12 protein-coding genes are annotated in these 14,342 nt (G+C 64.7%); 8 read left to right on the top strand and 4 right to left on the bottom strand.

The genetic code is table 11. The features are described from left to right. Window positions 1–208 precede the first annotated feature (208 nt). Genes ACP7EG_RS12425 through ACP7EG_RS12415 form a run of 3 tightly spaced genes read left to right on the top strand, consistent with a single transcriptional unit; the run spans window position 209 to window position 5,432 of the window. Window positions 209–826 (top strand): YfiR family protein, encoded by a 618-nt coding sequence (locus ACP7EG_RS12425; protein ID WP_157751294.1) that lies wholly within the window; start codon window positions 209–211, stop codon window positions 824–826. A gap of 2 nt (window positions 827–828) precedes the next feature. Further along, a complete protein-coding gene (locus ACP7EG_RS12420) occupies window positions 829–2,859 on the top strand; it encodes an ATP-binding protein (RefSeq protein ID WP_426087839.1) in 2,031 nt (676 codons plus the stop codon). Continuing rightward, window positions 2,856–5,432, top strand: a complete 2,577-nt coding sequence (locus ACP7EG_RS12415) for an EAL domain-containing protein (protein ID WP_426087838.1) — start codon at window positions 2,856–2,858, stop codon at window positions 5,430–5,432. Before ACP7EG_RS12420 ends, ACP7EG_RS12415 begins: the two co-directional genes overlap by 4 nt. 7 nt (window positions 5,433–5,439) lie before the next feature. On the opposite strand, the gene thiL is transcribed toward ACP7EG_RS12415, so the two are convergent. Beyond that, complete coding sequence (thiL, locus tag ACP7EG_RS12410; protein ID WP_426087837.1) at window positions 5,440–6,420, bottom strand: thiamine-phosphate kinase; 981 nt, start codon at window positions 6,418–6,420, stop codon at window positions 5,440–5,442. A gap of 89 nt (window positions 6,421–6,509) precedes the next feature. On the opposite strand from thiL, the gene ACP7EG_RS12405 reads away from it, so the two are divergent. Beyond that, on the top strand, window positions 6,510–7,115 hold the full coding sequence (locus ACP7EG_RS12405; protein ID WP_426087836.1) for a hypothetical protein: 606 nt from the start codon (window positions 6,510–6,512) through the stop codon (window positions 7,113–7,115). 169 nt (window positions 7,116–7,284) lie between these two features. Here ACP7EG_RS12405 and ACP7EG_RS12400 read toward each other — a convergent pair whose 3' ends face one another. Further along, window positions 7,285–7,806: a MarR family winged helix-turn-helix transcriptional regulator gene (locus ACP7EG_RS12400; protein ID WP_426087835.1), complete on the bottom strand. Its 522-nt coding sequence runs from the start codon at window positions 7,804–7,806 to the stop codon at window positions 7,285–7,287. A 120-nt stretch (window positions 7,807–7,926) separates the two neighbouring features. On the opposite strand from ACP7EG_RS12400, the gene ACP7EG_RS12395 reads away from it, so the two are divergent. The 4 genes from ACP7EG_RS12395 (at window position 7,927) to ACP7EG_RS12380 (ending at window position 12,617) form a co-directional block, all read left to right on the top strand. Further along, window positions 7,927–9,120 carry an MFS transporter gene (locus ACP7EG_RS12395; RefSeq protein WP_426087834.1) on the top strand — a complete coding sequence of 398 codons (1,194 nt, stop codon included), beginning with the start codon at window positions 7,927–7,929 and terminating at the stop codon, window positions 9,118–9,120. A 40-nt stretch (window positions 9,121–9,160) separates the two neighbouring features. Beyond that, complete coding sequence (locus tag ACP7EG_RS12390) at window positions 9,161–9,754, top strand: SMI1/KNR4 family protein (protein ID WP_426087833.1); 594 nt, start codon at window positions 9,161–9,163, stop codon at window positions 9,752–9,754. After that, the gene (locus ACP7EG_RS12385; protein ID WP_426087832.1) at window positions 9,738–10,106 is read left to right on the top strand and encodes a hypothetical protein; all 369 of its coding nucleotides are present in this window, start codon (window positions 9,738–9,740) and stop codon (window positions 10,104–10,106) included. Before ACP7EG_RS12390 ends, ACP7EG_RS12385 begins: the two co-directional genes overlap by 17 nt. Window positions 10,107–10,298: 192 nt before the next feature. Next, window positions 10,299–12,617 carry an NADP-dependent malic enzyme gene (locus tag ACP7EG_RS12380; RefSeq protein WP_096237968.1) on the top strand — a complete coding sequence of 773 codons (2,319 nt, stop codon included), beginning with the start codon at window positions 10,299–10,301 and terminating at the stop codon, window positions 12,615–12,617. A 60-nt stretch (window positions 12,618–12,677) separates the two neighbouring features. Here the strand turns inward: ACP7EG_RS12380 and ACP7EG_RS12375 are convergent, their stop codons facing one another. Both ACP7EG_RS12375 and ACP7EG_RS12370 read right to left on the bottom strand, forming a co-directional pair. Continuing rightward, complete coding sequence (locus ACP7EG_RS12375; RefSeq protein WP_426087831.1) at window positions 12,678–13,514, bottom strand: universal stress protein; 837 nt, start codon at window positions 13,512–13,514, stop codon at window positions 12,678–12,680. Window positions 13,515–13,824: 310 nt separating this feature from the next. After that, on the bottom strand, window positions 13,825–14,325 hold the full coding sequence (locus ACP7EG_RS12370; RefSeq protein WP_426087830.1) for a hypothetical protein: 501 nt from the start codon (window positions 14,323–14,325) through the stop codon (window positions 13,825–13,827). Window positions 14,326–14,342: the final 17 nt, after the last annotated feature.

The following is a 14,342-nucleotide window of genomic DNA, read 5'->3' as shown; positions in this document are numbered from 1 at the left end:
GCGGTGGTAAGGGTGGCGAGACTGTAGCATGGTCGACGGTAAAAGAAACTTTCCCCGGTAACAGCGAAAATGCGTACACTCTTTTATACATTTGCTACCACTTTGGGCTGGCAGGCGCTCTGTCGCTGCGCCACCCTGGTGTGCATCGCCCGAACCGGCAAGCGGCATGGTGCCGCGCCTTCGTATGCATTCTCTTTACTCGGTAGTCATGGCAATTTTGAACTGGTCCTGGTGGCGTCATCCTGGCCCCCTGCGCCGCCCCGTGCGCGGCGCCGGCCGCCGCCCTCTTCGCTGGGGCTGGCTATTGCTGCTCTTGGGCGTGCTGTGCGCCGAGGCGCGGGCGCAGGTGCCGGGTGAACTGGAACGCCAGGTCAAGGCCGCGTATTTGTACAAGTTTGCCGGTTATGTCGAGTGGCCAGACGGCAGTTTTGTCCGGCCCGACTCTCCGCTGGTGATCGGCGTGGCGGGCGCCGATGCGCTGGCCGAGCAGCTCGAACAGAGCGTGGCCGGGCACAGCGTCAACGGCCGCGCCGTGCAGGTGAAAAAAGTGCGCCGCGGCGAAGCGCTGGCCGGGCTGCACGTGCTGTACCTGGGCGCGCTGGAAAAAACGGCGCTGCAGGAGATGCTGGCCGCCAGCCGTGGCCTGGCGTTGTTGACGGTGTCCGATTCGGATGAGGTCTACGCGATGGGCAGCATGATCAATTTTGTGATGGCCGAAGACAAGGTGCGCTTCGACGTGGCCTTGAAACCCGTGGCGCAGGCGCATATCCGCATCAGCGCGCGCATGCTGCTGGCCGCCTATCGCGTGCAGACGGGGGGCGCCTGACCATGCTGCGACTGCGTTCCATCCGCCACAAGCTGATGTCGGTGGTCTTGCTGACCACCCTGGTGGCGCTCGTCATTTCGCTGGGCACCATCGTCGTCTACGACTTGCGCGCCTATCACCGCAACCTGGTGGCCGACATCAGTACCCAGGCCGAGCTGCTGGGGCACATGAGTTCGGCCGCGCTGGCCTTCGACGACGAGCGCCTGGCACTGGAAAACCTCAACCTGATGCGCATCCGCCCGCGCGTGACGGCCGGCGCCCTGTACAAGGCCGACGGCAGCCTGTTTGCCAGCTACCGCGCGAACGAGCGCGTGGGCGCGCTGCCGGCGAAGGTGGGCAAGGAAGGTGTCAGCATCGCCGGCAGCTCGGTGGAATTGTTCAAGCCCATCGTCGACAATGGCGAGCTGCTGGGCACCGTGTATCTGCGCGCCGATTATGAGCTGGCCGGCCGCACGGCCGACTACCTGGCCATCGCGCTGGGCGTGACGGTGCTGGCGCTGCTGGTGGCCTTGCTGCTGCTGCGCCGCCTCGATTTCGTCATCACGCAGCCCATCCTCGATATCGCCGACGTGGCGCGCGAAGTGATCGAGACGGGCGACTACTCGCGCCGCGCGCGCAAGCTCAGCGACGACGAAGTGGCGCAGCTGGTCGATTCCTTCAACAAGATGCTGGCCGAGATCGAGCTGCGCACGCACGCGCTGGAACGCTCGAACGGCGAACTGGCGCGCGAAGGCGAGCAGCGCACCCAGGCGCAGCAGGAAGTCATGCGCCTGAACCAGGAACTGGAAGTGCGCGTGCACGAGCGCACGATGCAGCTGGAAATGACGAATGGCGAACTGGCCATGGCGATGGAAGAGGCGCGCAGCGCCAACTATGCCAAGTCGGCGTTCCTGTCGTCGATGAGCCATGAATTGCGCACGCCGCTGAACGCCATCCTGGGCTTCGCGCAAATCCTCAGTTCCGACCGCCTGCCGTCGACCCTGGAGCAAAAGAAGGAATTCGCCGGCCATATCCTCAAATCGGGGCGCCATTTGTTGACCTTGATCAATGAAATCCTCGACCTGGCAAAGGTCGAGTCGGGCACGGTCAGCCTGTCGCTGGAACCGGTGGGCCTGGACGCCATCTTGCAGGAATGCCGCGACATGATCGCACCGCTGGCCAGCCAGCGCGGCATCGGCATGGCCTTCCCGGACGCCTGCCCCCTCAACGTGCTGGCCGACCGCACGCGCCTCAAGCAAATTCTGTTGAACCTGCTGTCGAATGCGCTCAAGTACAACCGCGCGCAGGGGCAGGTGGCCATCGATTGCGCACCGCACGCGGGCGGACGGGTGCGCATCAGCGTGCGCGACACGGGCGTGGGTCTCGATGCCGAACAGCTGGCGCTGCTGTTCCAGCCCTTCAACCGGCTGGGGCAGGAGGGCGGCACGGAAGAAGGCAGCGGCATCGGCCTGGTGGTTACCAAGCGCCTGGTGGAATTGATGGATGGCAACATCGGCGTCTCCAGCGCACCCGGCGAGGGCAGCACCTTCTGGATCGAGCTGCGCCTGGTCGACGCCGTGCCCATTCCCGTGGTCCCGGCCTTGCCGCGGCCGGACCTGGCCGGCGCGCTGCTCGAGCACAGCGCCCCCGTGACCTTGCTGTATGTGGAAGACAATCCCGCCAACCTGACCCTGGTCGAGGAAATCGTGCGCTACTGCCCGCAATTGCAGCTGCTGACGGCAACGGATGGCCGCCTGGGCGTGGCGATGGCGCGCACGCATTTGCCGCAGCTGATCCTGATGGACATCAATTTGCCGCATGTGAACGGCACGGATGCGCTGAAACTGTTGCGCGCCGATCCGCGCACGGCGCACATCCCCGTCATCGCCCTGACGGCCAACGCCATGCCGGGCGACGTGGAGCGCAGCATGGCGCTGGGCTTTTATCGGTATCTGACCAAGCCGATCAACCTCGATGAATTTACCGAGGCGATCAACAGCACCCTGGCCTATGTGGCGCAGCAGCGCCGGCAAAAGGGAGCAGGCGCGCCATGATCAGCCAGGCCGATATCTATGCGGCGAAAATTCTCATCGTCGACGACCAGGAAGTCAATTTGCGCCTGCTCGAGCATTTGCTGGGCAGCGGCGGCTACACGGCCATCTCCAGCACCCTCGATGCGCGCGCCGTGGCCGGCCTGCACCAGCGCCACCAGTTTGACCTGATCATCCTCGACCTGGTGATGCCGGGCATGAGCGGCTATGCGGTGATGGATGCGCTGCGACCGCTGGAGCTGGAAGGCTATCTGCCCGTGCTGGTGATCGCCGCCGACCCGGACGCCAAGCTGGCGGCGCTGGAGGCGGGCGCGCGCGACTTCATCAGCAAGCCCTTCGACGCGCTCGAGGTGCTCACGCGCATCCGCAACATGCTCGAAGTGCGGTTGCTGCACCGCGCCGCGCGCCACTACAACACCTTGCTCGAACGCACGGTGGGCCAGCGCACGGCCGAACTGCAGCGCTTTCGCGGCGCCATGGACGCCGCCACCGACGCCATCTTCCTCGTCGACGTGCTGGGCATGACCCTGGTCGACGTCAACGACGGTGCGTGCCGCCTGCTCGGCTATGCGCGCGCCGAACTGCTGGCGCTGGCGCCCGGCACCCTGCTGCCGTCGCCGCCGGCCCCGCCCCTGGCCGCGTTGCAGGGCGGCGCGGCCCACCTGGCCACGGAAGTGATGGAATGCGAACTGCTGCGGCGCGACCTGAGCCTGGTGCCCGTGGAACTGGGCTGGCACTGGTATGCGCAGGCGCCCGTGGCCGGCACCCCTGGCACGGGAGGCCTGCTGCTGATCGCCGTGGCGCGCGACATCAGCGAGCGGCGCCAGGCGCAGGAGCGCCTGAAGCACCTGGCCCATTACGATGGCTTGACGGGGCTGCCGAACCGCAGCCTGTTCTACCAGACCCTGGCCCAGGCCGTCGAACTGGCGCAAGAGAAAAGCTGGCGCATCGTGGTGCTGTTCATCGCCCTGGACCGCTTCAAAAGCATCAACGACACCCTGGGCGCGGCACTGGGCGACGAGCTGCTGCGCCAGTTCAGCAACCGCCTGGTCGAATGCGTGCGCCTGCGCGACACGGTGGGGCGCCTGGGCAATGACGAATTCGCGCTCATATTGAGCATGAGCCGCAACCAGCAGGAAGCCGTGGCCGTGGCCAACCAGGTGCGCGAAGCCTTGCGCGCGCCGTTCGACTTGCGCGGCCACGCGGCCACCCTGACGGCCAGCATCGGCATCGCCATGTATCCGGACGATGCCACCGACCCGGAAACGCTGATCAAATATGCGAATACGGCCATGGGCGGCGCCAAGCAGGCGGGCCGCGACGGCTACCGCTTTTTCACGGCCGGCATGAATGTGCAGGTGCTGGCGCGCCTGGATCTGGAACTGGCGCTGCGCCATGCGCTCGAACACGAGCAATTCATCCTGTACTACCAGCCGAAGGTGGATTTGCGTACGGGCCGCATCAGCGGCGTGGAAGCGCTGCTGCGCTGGCGCCGTCCCGGCTACGGTCTGGTGGCGCCGGCCGAATTCGTGCCGGTGCTGGAAGACACGGGCCTGATCGTGCGCGTGGGCTCCTGGGTGATCCAGGCCGCCTGCCGCCAGATCGCCGAGTGGCGCGACAGCGAAGTGGGGCCCGTGCGCGTGGCCGTGAATGTGTCGAGCCGCCAGTTTGCCGAAGGCGACTTGGAAGGCGAAGTGACGCGCGCGCTGGCGCAGTACGGCGTGGCGCCGGAACTGCTGGAGCTGGAACTGACGGAAACGGCGCTGATGTCGAACGCCGAGCGCACCATCGTCGTGCTGGGGAAATTGAAAAAAATCGGCGTGAAGGTGGCCATCGACGATTTCGGCACCGGCTACTCGAGCCTCGCGTATTTGCAGCGCTTCCCCATCGACAAGCTGAAAATCGACATCGCCTTCGTGCGCAACATCACCAGCAACCCGAACGACGCGGCCATCGCGCTGGCTATCGTCAGCATGGCGCACAGCCTGAAACTGAGCGTGGTGGCCGAGGGCGTGGAATCGCGCCCGCAACTCGAATACCTGCGGCGCAACCGCTGCGACGAGATCCAGGGCTTCTATTTCAGCCGCGCCCTGCCGGCGCTGGAACTGGGGCAGATGATCGCCGCCGGCGCCGGCCTGCCGCCCGGCCACGATCCCGCTGCCCAGCCGGCGCAAACCCTGCTTATCGTCGACGACGACGTCAACGTGCTGTCCTCGCTGCACCGCCTGTTCCGTCCCGAGGGCTACCAGATCCTCACGGCCAGCACGCCGGCCGAAGGGTTTGAAATGCTGGCCCTGCACCGCGTGCACGTGATCGTCTGCGACCAGCGCATGCCCAGCATGAGCGGCACGGAGTTCTTGAGCAAAGTGAAAGAGCTGTACCCGGAAACCATCCGCATCATCCTGTCCGGCTACACGGGCCTCGAAGCGGTGCTCGACTCGATCAACCGGGGCGCCATCTACCGGTTTTATACGAAACCGTGGGATGACACCCAGCTGCGCGACAACATCCGCCTGGCCTTCCAGCACTACTGGATGGTGAACCAGCCGGGGCTGGCGCGGGCGGCGGCGCGCTAGCGCTTGTTTATTCGCTGAAGTGGTCGAAAGAACTCAAGGCCAAATCCAGCGGCAAGCCCTTGGCATCCACCAGCCGCAGGCCTGTTCGCGCCTCGATGCGACCCACGCGCGTGACGGGCGTGCCGCAGCTGGCCGCCAGCGCGGCGATGGCCTCGCGCGAGGAAGCGCTCGCCGTGAAGCACAGCTCATAATCGTCGCCGCCGGCGGCCGTGTAGCGGCGGCGCAGGCTGGTTTCCTGCCGCGCTAGCACGGGGCCGGCCGGCAGGGCGTCGACGTCGAGGGTGGCGCCCACTTGCGACGCTTTCAAGATGTGACCGAGGTCTCCCACCAGGCCATCGGAAATGTCGATGGCCGCATGCGCCAGGCCCGCTTCGGCCAGCGCGCAGCCCAGTGCCACGCGTGGCGTGGGCGTGTGCATGCGCGCACCAGCCATCAGCAGGTCGTCTGGCGCCAGTTCCTGTTCCATGCGGTAGCCTGCCAGCGCCAGGCGCGCGTCGCCCAGGGTGCCACTGACCCAGATATCGTCGCCCGCCACGGCCGCGCTGCGGCGCAAGGCCTGGCCCGGTGCCAGTTCGCCGAATACGGTGATGCAGATATTCAAAGGCCCCTTGGTGGTGTCGCCGCCGATGAGTTCGCAATTAAACGCGTCGGCCAGCGCAAACAGGCCTTCGGCAAAGCCGGCCAGCCAGGCGCGCTCGGCTTGCGGCAGCGCCAGCGCCAAAGTAAACGCCACGGGACGCGCGCCCATGGCGGCCAGGTCGGACAGGTTCACGGCCAGGCTTTTATGCCCCAGCATGCGGGCGTCGGCGCCGGCAAAGAAGTGCCGGTCCTCGACCAGCATGTCCGAGGAGATGGCGATCTGTTTGCCCGCCGCTGGCGTAATCAGCGCGCAATCGTCGCCGATGCCCAGGGTGGCGCGGCCGGGGCGCTGGCGCACGAAATAGTGTTTGATCAGGTCGAATTCGGAAAGCGCGTCGTGTGGGGCCATGGCGTAGTCTGTGCGTTGAATGATGGTGTGGCCCGGCTATTATAGGCTGGCCTACAATACGGGTCTTTTCCACTGCCGAGCAACCTGCCATGCCCATTCTCGATATTCACGACCTGCTGCAATCCTGGCTCGACCACGGCTGGCTGCGCGACCCGCAGGCCGTCGGCCTGGCCTCCTTCGAGGCGCAGGAACTGGTGGCGTGGGGCTTCGACGCCATCAGCGACGGCGGCCAGCTGTGCCTGTACGAGGACGAGCGCCTGTTCCGCAGGGGCAAGCGGCAGGTGCAGGCGTCATTCAAGGCGTATCTGCAGCGCGGTCAGCTGGGCGCGAATGGTCTTGACCTCGGTTATCAGGTACACCTTGCCGGTTTCCTGCGCGCGGCGCGGCAGCCCTTGCCGGCGTTTCGCGTGCTGCTGGAACAGGGTGGCCGCAGCGGCGCCCTGCTGTTCGACAGTGGCCTGGTGCTGCAGTTTGCCGCCAATTTGCGCGGCAAGCCCCGCCATTACTATCTGACCCTGGTCGAGGGCCACGTGGCCGACGCCCAGCTTCCCGACCGCGACAGCGATATCGACTTGCGCGCGGCCAGCGTGGGCCATGTCCAGGCCCTGTACGACAGCCACGACCCTGCCGCATTGCAGCGCCTGGCCCGGCGCGGCAATGCGGCGCTGCGCGAACTGGCGCAGCTGCTCGCCTAAGTAATCCTCAGGAAATTATTGTGAATTTATGACGAACAGAACCGGATGCTATGCAAGGCGCCCACTGCGACGCAGTGCGAGCACTGCTAGCAGCGGGCAAGCCTCGTCGGCCACCTTGCAGAGCGCTGGTTATGGAAGTCAGAAATCACAATAATTTATTGGGGGTTACTTAGCCTTTCTTCGCCTGCGCCATGCCCTGCAGCAGCTTGGCCAGCAATTCGTCGAGCTGGCGCTGCTCGTCCGCGCTCAGGGGCGAGAGCATGGCGCGCTCGTTCTCCACGTGCAGCAGCACCAGCTTTTCAATCAGTGCCAATCCCTTCGGCGTCAGTGCCACCAGCACGCCGCGCCGGTCCGTCGGGTGCTTCTGGCGTTCGATCAGGCCGGCCGCTTCCAGCCGGTCGATGCGGTTGGTCATGCCGCCCGAGGACAACATGGCCGCCTCGTACAAGGCCGTCGGCGTCAGCGCATAGGGCGCGCCCGAGCGGCGCAAGGTGGCCAGCACGTCGAATTCGCCCGGTTGCAAGCCGTATTCGGCGAACAGCGGGTTGAGCCAGTCGCGCGCCATCAGCTGCGCCACCGTGCCCAGCTGGCCCACCAGTTGCATGGCATGCGTATCCATCTGCGGCAATTCGCGCTGCCATTGTGCGGCGGCAAATTGCGCGCGCGTGTGTTCTTGCGGGGTAGTTGTCATGGGTTCCATCTATCTCGACATCAAGAGAAATTTCTATCTTTATGTTAAGATACTTTTCATCGAGTCATATTTTGATGACGCATTAAACCATGTGCCTCCCAGCGAGGCAAGGACTATCCCATGCCTTCCGCACGACCTGCCGCTTCCCCTTCGTCTTCCGCTTCCTCGGCCCTGCTGGTGGCCGCCATCATCCTGCTGGGCTTGAACTTGCGGCCCATCCTGGCCGCCATCGGCCCCTTGCTCGACAGCATCCAGGCCAGCACGGGCATCAGCAATGCCGACGCGGGCTTGCTGACCACCGTGCCCGTGTTCGCCATGGGCGTGTGCGCGCTGGCGGGCGCCCAGCTGCAGCGCCGCCTGGGCGTGGCGCGTGGCATCTCGCTGGGCATCGCCATCATCGCTGCCGCCTGCGCGCTGCGCTGGCCCTTGCATGGCAGCGGCGGCCTGATCGCCACGGCAGCCCTGGGCGGCCTGGGCATCGCACTGGTGCAAGCCTTGCTGCCAGCCTTCATCAAACGCCATTTCCCAGCGCGGGCGGGCCAGTTGATGGGGTTTTATACGACGGGCATCATGGGCGGCGCGGCCATTGCCGCCGCGTCCGCTTCACCGCTGGCGCAAAGCTGGGGCTGGAACGCGCTGCTGGCCTTGTGGGCGCTGCCTGCCGTGGCCGCCGCCCTGCTGTGGCGCCGCGCTGCCGCTACGCGCGTGGACGTGGCCAGTGGCGCGGGCGCCAGCCTGCCCATGGGCAGTGGCCGCGCCTGGCTGCTGATGGTATTTTTCGGCATCGGCACGGGCGCCTACACGCTGGTGCTGGCCTGGCTGCCGCCGTTTTACACGGAACTGGGCTGGAGCGCGGCCGACAGTGGCTTGCTGCTCGGTGCCCTGACCCTGGTGGAAGTGCTGGCGGGACTGGTGATTTCCAGCATCATCCACCGCTTTCCCGACCGCCGCATCCTGCTGCTGGCCGTCTTGTTGTCCGTGCTGGGCGGCCTGGCCTGTCTGATCGTGGCGCCGGCGCAACTGGCGCTGCCCGCCGTGATCCTGCTGGGCTGCGGCATCGGTTCCCTGTTCCCCCTGTCGCTGATCGTCAGCATGGACCACGTGACGGACCCGGCCGGCGCCGGCGCGCTGCTGGGCTTTGTGCAGGGCGGCGGCTACATCATCGCCAGCAGCATGCCCTTCATTGCCGGGCTGATCCGTCAGCATTCGTCCAGCCTGGCCCAGGCCTGGATGGTGATGGCGGGCGGCGTGGTACTGTTATTGCTGATCGCCGTGCGCTTCGCGCCGGGGGCGCGGCTGGCCCAGTCGCGCTAGCGTGCGCATGGCGTATCCGGCCAGCTGATATATTTCGGCCATGAACCTCGTCGACCACTATTTAGAAGGATTGCGCCAGGCAATGCCGCCGGAGCCGCTGGCGGAGCTGGCGCTGGCCAGCGGCGCCAGCGCGGCGCAACTGGACAGCTTGCGCCAGGCCTATCCGCTGTGCCCGGACAGCCTGCTGCGTCTGCTGGGTCAGTATAACGGCACCTATTATCAGGACTATGCGGGCGGCAGAGTGCTGGTGTACATGCTGGGTTCGGACGTGTTCGAATATCCGTATTACCTGAGTTCGGTCGAACGCATCCTCAAGGATGGACAGGCGAACCAGCGCAGCATCGCCGATATCTATGGTCATTACCTGGAAGAAGACCCCGGCATTGTCGACGCCCGTATCGACGCGGGTATCAAGCAGGGCCAGCGCCTGTGTTTTTCGCATTGCATGAACAATGGCGGCTCCTCGCGGCTGTATATCGATTTCACGCCCGCAGCGTCGGGCACGGTCGGGCAGGTGGTGCGCTTCCTGCACGACCCCGACAACTACCAGGTCATTGCCGACAGCTTCGACGCCTATCTGCAAATGCTGATCGATGACGGCTATGCATTCCTCAGCGATGACAATTTCGAATAAGCGGGCTACGCCACCCTCCCTGCTGCCCGCCAATCGCCGCATCGTGCTGTCCGGCGAGGATGCGCTGCGCATCCTGCGCGAGATCGAATTCCTGCTGCAGTCGCTGCATCACATCGGTCGCCACTACTATCCCGACGGCGACGATGACGGCGCCGATGCCCTGCGGCGCGCGCAGTATTGCGCGGAGACGACGCGCTTCATCGACGAGGAGCAAGCCACGACGCGCCTGGCGCTGATGCGCAGCATCCTGTCCGCAGCGTTCGACACCACCCTGGGCGCGGATGAGATGGACGATCTTGAGCGCGCCGTCGAGGCCTTGCCGCTGTGGCGTGCCCCTGGTCGTCTATCATAAAAACTAATTGAAATATAAAATTTGATAGTTTTTCCTGTTCAGCACGTTTGTGCCGCCGGACGGCCTTACAATGCTAGGTTATGCGTTTTCGTGATATCAGACTGTGGCTAGCGGAAAATACCTAGCTAATTGAAAGAATCGGTCTGATAAAATCCGGAACACCCGATCGACCAAACAGGAAGGCTGCACAGCATGGATTCGTCATCTGATAAAAAAGAAGAATTGCGTCAACAATTGCGCTTGGCCGCACTCGAATATCACGAGTGCCCGCGCCCCGGCAAAATCAGCGTGACGCCGACCAAACAACTGACCAACCAGCGCGACCTGGCGCTGGCCTACTCGCCAGGCGTGGCGGCACCGTGCGAAGAAATCGTCATCGATCCGGCGAATGCCTATAAATATACGGCGCGCGGCAACCTGGTGGCCGTCATCACCAACGGCACGGCCGTGCTGGGACTGGGCAATATTGGCCCGCTGGCCGCCAAGCCGGTGATGGAAGGCAAGGGCGTGCTGTTCAAGAAATTCGCCGGCATCGACGTCTTCGACATCGAAATCAACGAGATGGACCCCGATAAACTGGTGGACATCATCGCTTCGCTGGAACCGACCTTCGGCGGCGTGAACCTGGAAGACATCAAGGCGCCCGAGTGCTTCTACATCGAGCGCCAGCTGCGCGACCGCATGAAGATTCCCGTCTTCCATGACGACCAGCACGGCACCGCCATCATCGTCGGCGCGGCCATCCTGAACGGCCTGAAAGCCGTCGGCAAGAAAATCGAGGACTGCAAACTGGTCGTGTCGGGCGCGGGCGCCGCGGCGCTGGCCTGCCTGGACCTGATCGTCGACCTGGGCTTCCCGCTCAAAAACATCTACGTCACCGACCTGGCCGGCGTCGTCTACAAGGGCCGCACGGAACTGATGGACCCGGACAAGGAACGCTTCGCGCAAGACACGCCGCTGCGCACCCTGGGCGAAGTCATCCCGGACGCCGACATTTTCCTTGGCGTGTCCGCCGGCGGCGTGCTGAAACAGGACATGGTGCGCAAGATGGCGCCGAACCCGCTGATCCTGGCGCTGGCCAATCCGAATCCGGAAATCCTGCCGGAAGAAGTCAAGGCCGTGCGCAGCGACGCCATCATCGCCACGGGCCGTTCGGACTATCCGAACCAGGTCAACAACGTGCTGTGCTTCCCGTACATCTTCCGCGGCGCCCTCGATTGCGGCGCGACGACGATCACGCGCGAGATGGAAATCGCCGTTGTGCACGCGATCGCCGACCTGGCGCATGCCGAGCAGTCCGACATCGTCGCCACCACCTACGGCATCAGCAATCTGTCGTTTGGTCCTGAATACCTGATCCCGATGCCGTTCGACCCGCGCCTCTTGATCAAGATCGCCCCGGCCGTCGCCAAGGCGGCCGAGGAATCGGGCGTCGCCACGCGTCCGATCAAGGATCTGCAAGCGTATGCGGACAGCCTGCAGCAATTCGTCTACCGCAGCGGCACCTTCATGAAGCCGCTGTTCCTGATGGCCAAGTCCACGCCGGCCGAACTCAAACGCATCGTCTACGCCGAAGGCGAAGAAGAGCGCGTGCTGCGCGCCGTGCAAGTGGTGGTCGATGAAAAACTGGCGCGTCCTATCCTGGTGGGCCGTCCACCCGTGCTTGAAGCGCGCATCCAGAAGTTCGGCCTGCGCCTCAAGCAAGGCGTCGATTTCGACGTCATCAACCCGGACTTCGACGAGCGCTATCGCGATTACTGGAACACGTATTACGCGATGACCAGCCGCAAAGGCGTTACCGAGGAATACGCGAAGCTGGAAATGCGCCGCCGCCATACCCTGATCGGTTCGATGATGATCCACAAGGGCGACGCCGACGGCATGATCTGCGGTACCTTCGGCACCACCCAGCTGCACCTGAAATACATCGACCAGGTGCTGGGCAAGCGCGCCGGCAGCAATGTCTATGCGGCCATGAACGTCTTGATCATGCCGGAGCGCCAGCTGGTGATGGTTGACACGCACGTCAACGAAAACCCGGACGCCGAGCAATTGGCCGAGATCACCATCATGGCCGCCGAGGAAATGACGCGCTTCGGCCTGTCGCCGCGCGCAGCCCTGCTGTCGCATTCGAACTTCGGTTCCAGCGACAGCGCCTCGGCGCAAAAGATGCGCGCCGCGCTGGCCATCATCAAGGAGCGCGCGCCGGACCTGGAAATCGACGGCGAAATGCATGGCGATACGGCCCTCGACAGCAAGCTGCGTCAAAAAATCATGCCAAACTCGGCACTGAAGCACGATGCCAACCTGCTGGTCATGCCGAATATCGAGTCGGCCAACATCGCCTACAACCTGGTGAAAACGGCCGCCGGCAACGGCATCGCCGTGGGTCCGATCCTGCTCGGCTGCGCCAAACCCGTGCACATTTTGACGCCATCGGCCACCGTGCGCCGCATCGTCAACATGACGGCACTCTGTGTCGTTGATGCCGTCGCGCAACGCAAGGTCTAAGGCTGTCGCTGTCAATTGAAAGCCGCGCCATCCGCAAGGGTGGCGCGGCTTTTTTTTACGTCAGTGCGCCATCAGTACGGGCAATGTCATCTGGCGCAGCACGGTTTCCGTCACGCCGCCCAGCAGGATTTCGCGGAAGCGCGCGTGGCCGTAGCCGCCCATCACCAGCAAGTCCGCATGCGCTTCGGCGGCCATGGCCAGCAGCGCCGTGCCGATGTCGCCCGTAGTGATGGCTTGGCGTACCTCCACGGGCACGCCATGGCGGCTCAGGTAGGCGGCGATGTCGGCGCCCGGATGGCGGGCCGGCTGCGCATGGCCAGCGGGCGGGTGCAGCAGCGCCAGCACCACCAGGCGCGCCGCGCGCAAGAGCGGCAGGGCGTGGCCGATGGCGCGCGTCGCTTCCATGCTGCCATCCCAGGCCACCACCACGGTGTTGTTGACCTCCGAAAATTGGCCGCTGCGCGGCACGATCAGCACGGGACGGGCCGCGTTCAGCATCACATACGGCACCAGGTCGCTCATGGCGCCGGGCAGTGCTTCGCTGTCGTCGTGCTGGCTGAGCACTGTCAAGTCGCTGTAGCGGGCGCTGACGGCCATGCCGCCATCTTCATCGTCTTCGATCAGGCGCCGTTCGAGCGAGACGGCGCCGGCCTGGCGCGCCAGCGTTTCGAACTGGTCCAGCGCTTGTTCCGCCTGCCCGTGCAGGGCGTTGATCTGCGCCGCCACGGCGCCGCCGCGCATGCCGCGGTTGTTTTCCAGGGTAAAGCGCGACAGGCCCGTCATCGCCGCGCCGATCAGGTGCGCCTGGTGCGCGTGCGCCAGGCGCGCCGCGATGGCGATGCGCTGCGGCGCATGGCGCGACAGGTCGGCGTGGACGAGGATGGATTTGTAAGCCATGTTGTCACTCGGTAGTCAGGATGGCAACAAGGCTAGAACGACAACGCGGGCAAGTCCAGCATTGCCGTAGTGGCTGGGGATTTTCTTATGCTGGGCTTGACTTGGGTCAAGAAAACACGGACCGTGGCCTTCCGCAAGGCCACGGCCAGGAAATTGCGAGCTGTTTGATGTGCATCAAAATGCCGACCCCGTCGCCAGTCATAATGGCATCGAACTCCTTGCCACTTCCAGTGGTCTGCATCGGCGCCGGCGCCATCTGTCCGGCACTTCTTTGTGTGACGCAACAACGCTGGCCGTGGCGGGAGTTCACTTAATTGTAGGGCTGCAAGTCCAGCCAGACGGCATACGACAGGCGCTTGCCGTTCCACAGGCCGCCGCCACGGATGACGGCGTCACACGAGGTCAGCTGGCCGACCAGGTCCATGCGGCCCAGGTTGCGGCGCAGGCGCAGGGCGTCGTTGTGCGACAGGTAACCGACCAACTGGCCATCGATGAAGACGGCGATGGCCTTGTCCTGGAACGGATTGGCATCGTCGCAGACGAGCAGGGCCAGGCATTTTTCTTCCGCGTTACCGGGACCGTGTTCGCCGGCCAGTGTGGCGATGGCGCTCTGGTACATCGATTCGTTTTCCACTTCCGACGCAAAGCGCCCCTCGTCGTTCCAGTGGTGCGCCGGTGCGCCTGCGGGAATCGCCGGCACATACTGGCGCACCGAGACGAGCGGCTTGTGCAGCGGTTTGACGGGCGTGCGGCCGCTGAAAACGTAGTACAGCAGGGCGATGACGATCACGATGGCAAGCAGGTAAAGCATGGTATCTCTCTGATTTC

It is taken from the genome of Janthinobacterium sp. PSPC1-1 (assembly GCF_049897625.1).
In the GTDB taxonomy this organism is placed as follows: Bacteria; Pseudomonadota; Gammaproteobacteria; order Burkholderiales; family Burkholderiaceae_D; genus Janthinobacterium; species Janthinobacterium tructae.
Note: the sequence above shows the minus strand (reverse complement) of the source record. Positions and strands in the feature narration are given on the sequence as shown.

Bases quoted from the DNA above. Each gene is read 5' to 3' on its own strand.
- ACP7EG_RS12425 (WP_157751294.1), top strand. From the start codon at position 209: ATGGCAATTTTGAACTGGTCCTGGTGGCGTCATCCTGGCCCCCTGCGC.
- ACP7EG_RS12420 (WP_426087839.1), top strand. From the start codon at position 829: ATGCTGCGACTGCGTTCCATCCGCCACAAGCTGATGTCGGTGGTCTTG.
- ACP7EG_RS12415 (WP_426087838.1), top strand. From the start codon at position 2,856: ATGATCAGCCAGGCCGATATCTATGCGGCGAAAATTCTCATCGTCGAC.
- thiL (WP_426087837.1), bottom strand. From the start codon at position 6,420: ATGGCCCCACACGACGCGCTTTCCGAATTCGACCTGATCAAACACTAT.
- ACP7EG_RS12405 (WP_426087836.1), top strand. From the start codon at position 6,510: ATGCCCATTCTCGATATTCACGACCTGCTGCAATCCTGGCTCGACCAC.
- ACP7EG_RS12400 (WP_426087835.1), bottom strand. From the start codon at position 7,806: ATGACAACTACCCCGCAAGAACACACGCGCGCGCAATTTGCCGCCGCA.
- ACP7EG_RS12395 (WP_426087834.1), top strand. From the start codon at position 7,927: ATGCCTTCCGCACGACCTGCCGCTTCCCCTTCGTCTTCCGCTTCCTCG.
- ACP7EG_RS12390 (WP_426087833.1), top strand. From the start codon at position 9,161: ATGAACCTCGTCGACCACTATTTAGAAGGATTGCGCCAGGCAATGCCG.
- ACP7EG_RS12385 (WP_426087832.1), top strand. From the start codon at position 9,738: ATGACAATTTCGAATAAGCGGGCTACGCCACCCTCCCTGCTGCCCGCC.
- ACP7EG_RS12380 (WP_096237968.1), top strand. From the start codon at position 10,299: ATGGATTCGTCATCTGATAAAAAAGAAGAATTGCGTCAACAATTGCGC.
- ACP7EG_RS12375 (WP_426087831.1), bottom strand. From the start codon at position 13,514: ATGGCTTACAAATCCATCCTCGTCCACGCCGACCTGTCGCGCCATGCG.
- ACP7EG_RS12370 (WP_426087830.1), bottom strand. From the start codon at position 14,325: ATGCTTTACCTGCTTGCCATCGTGATCGTCATCGCCCTGCTGTACTAC.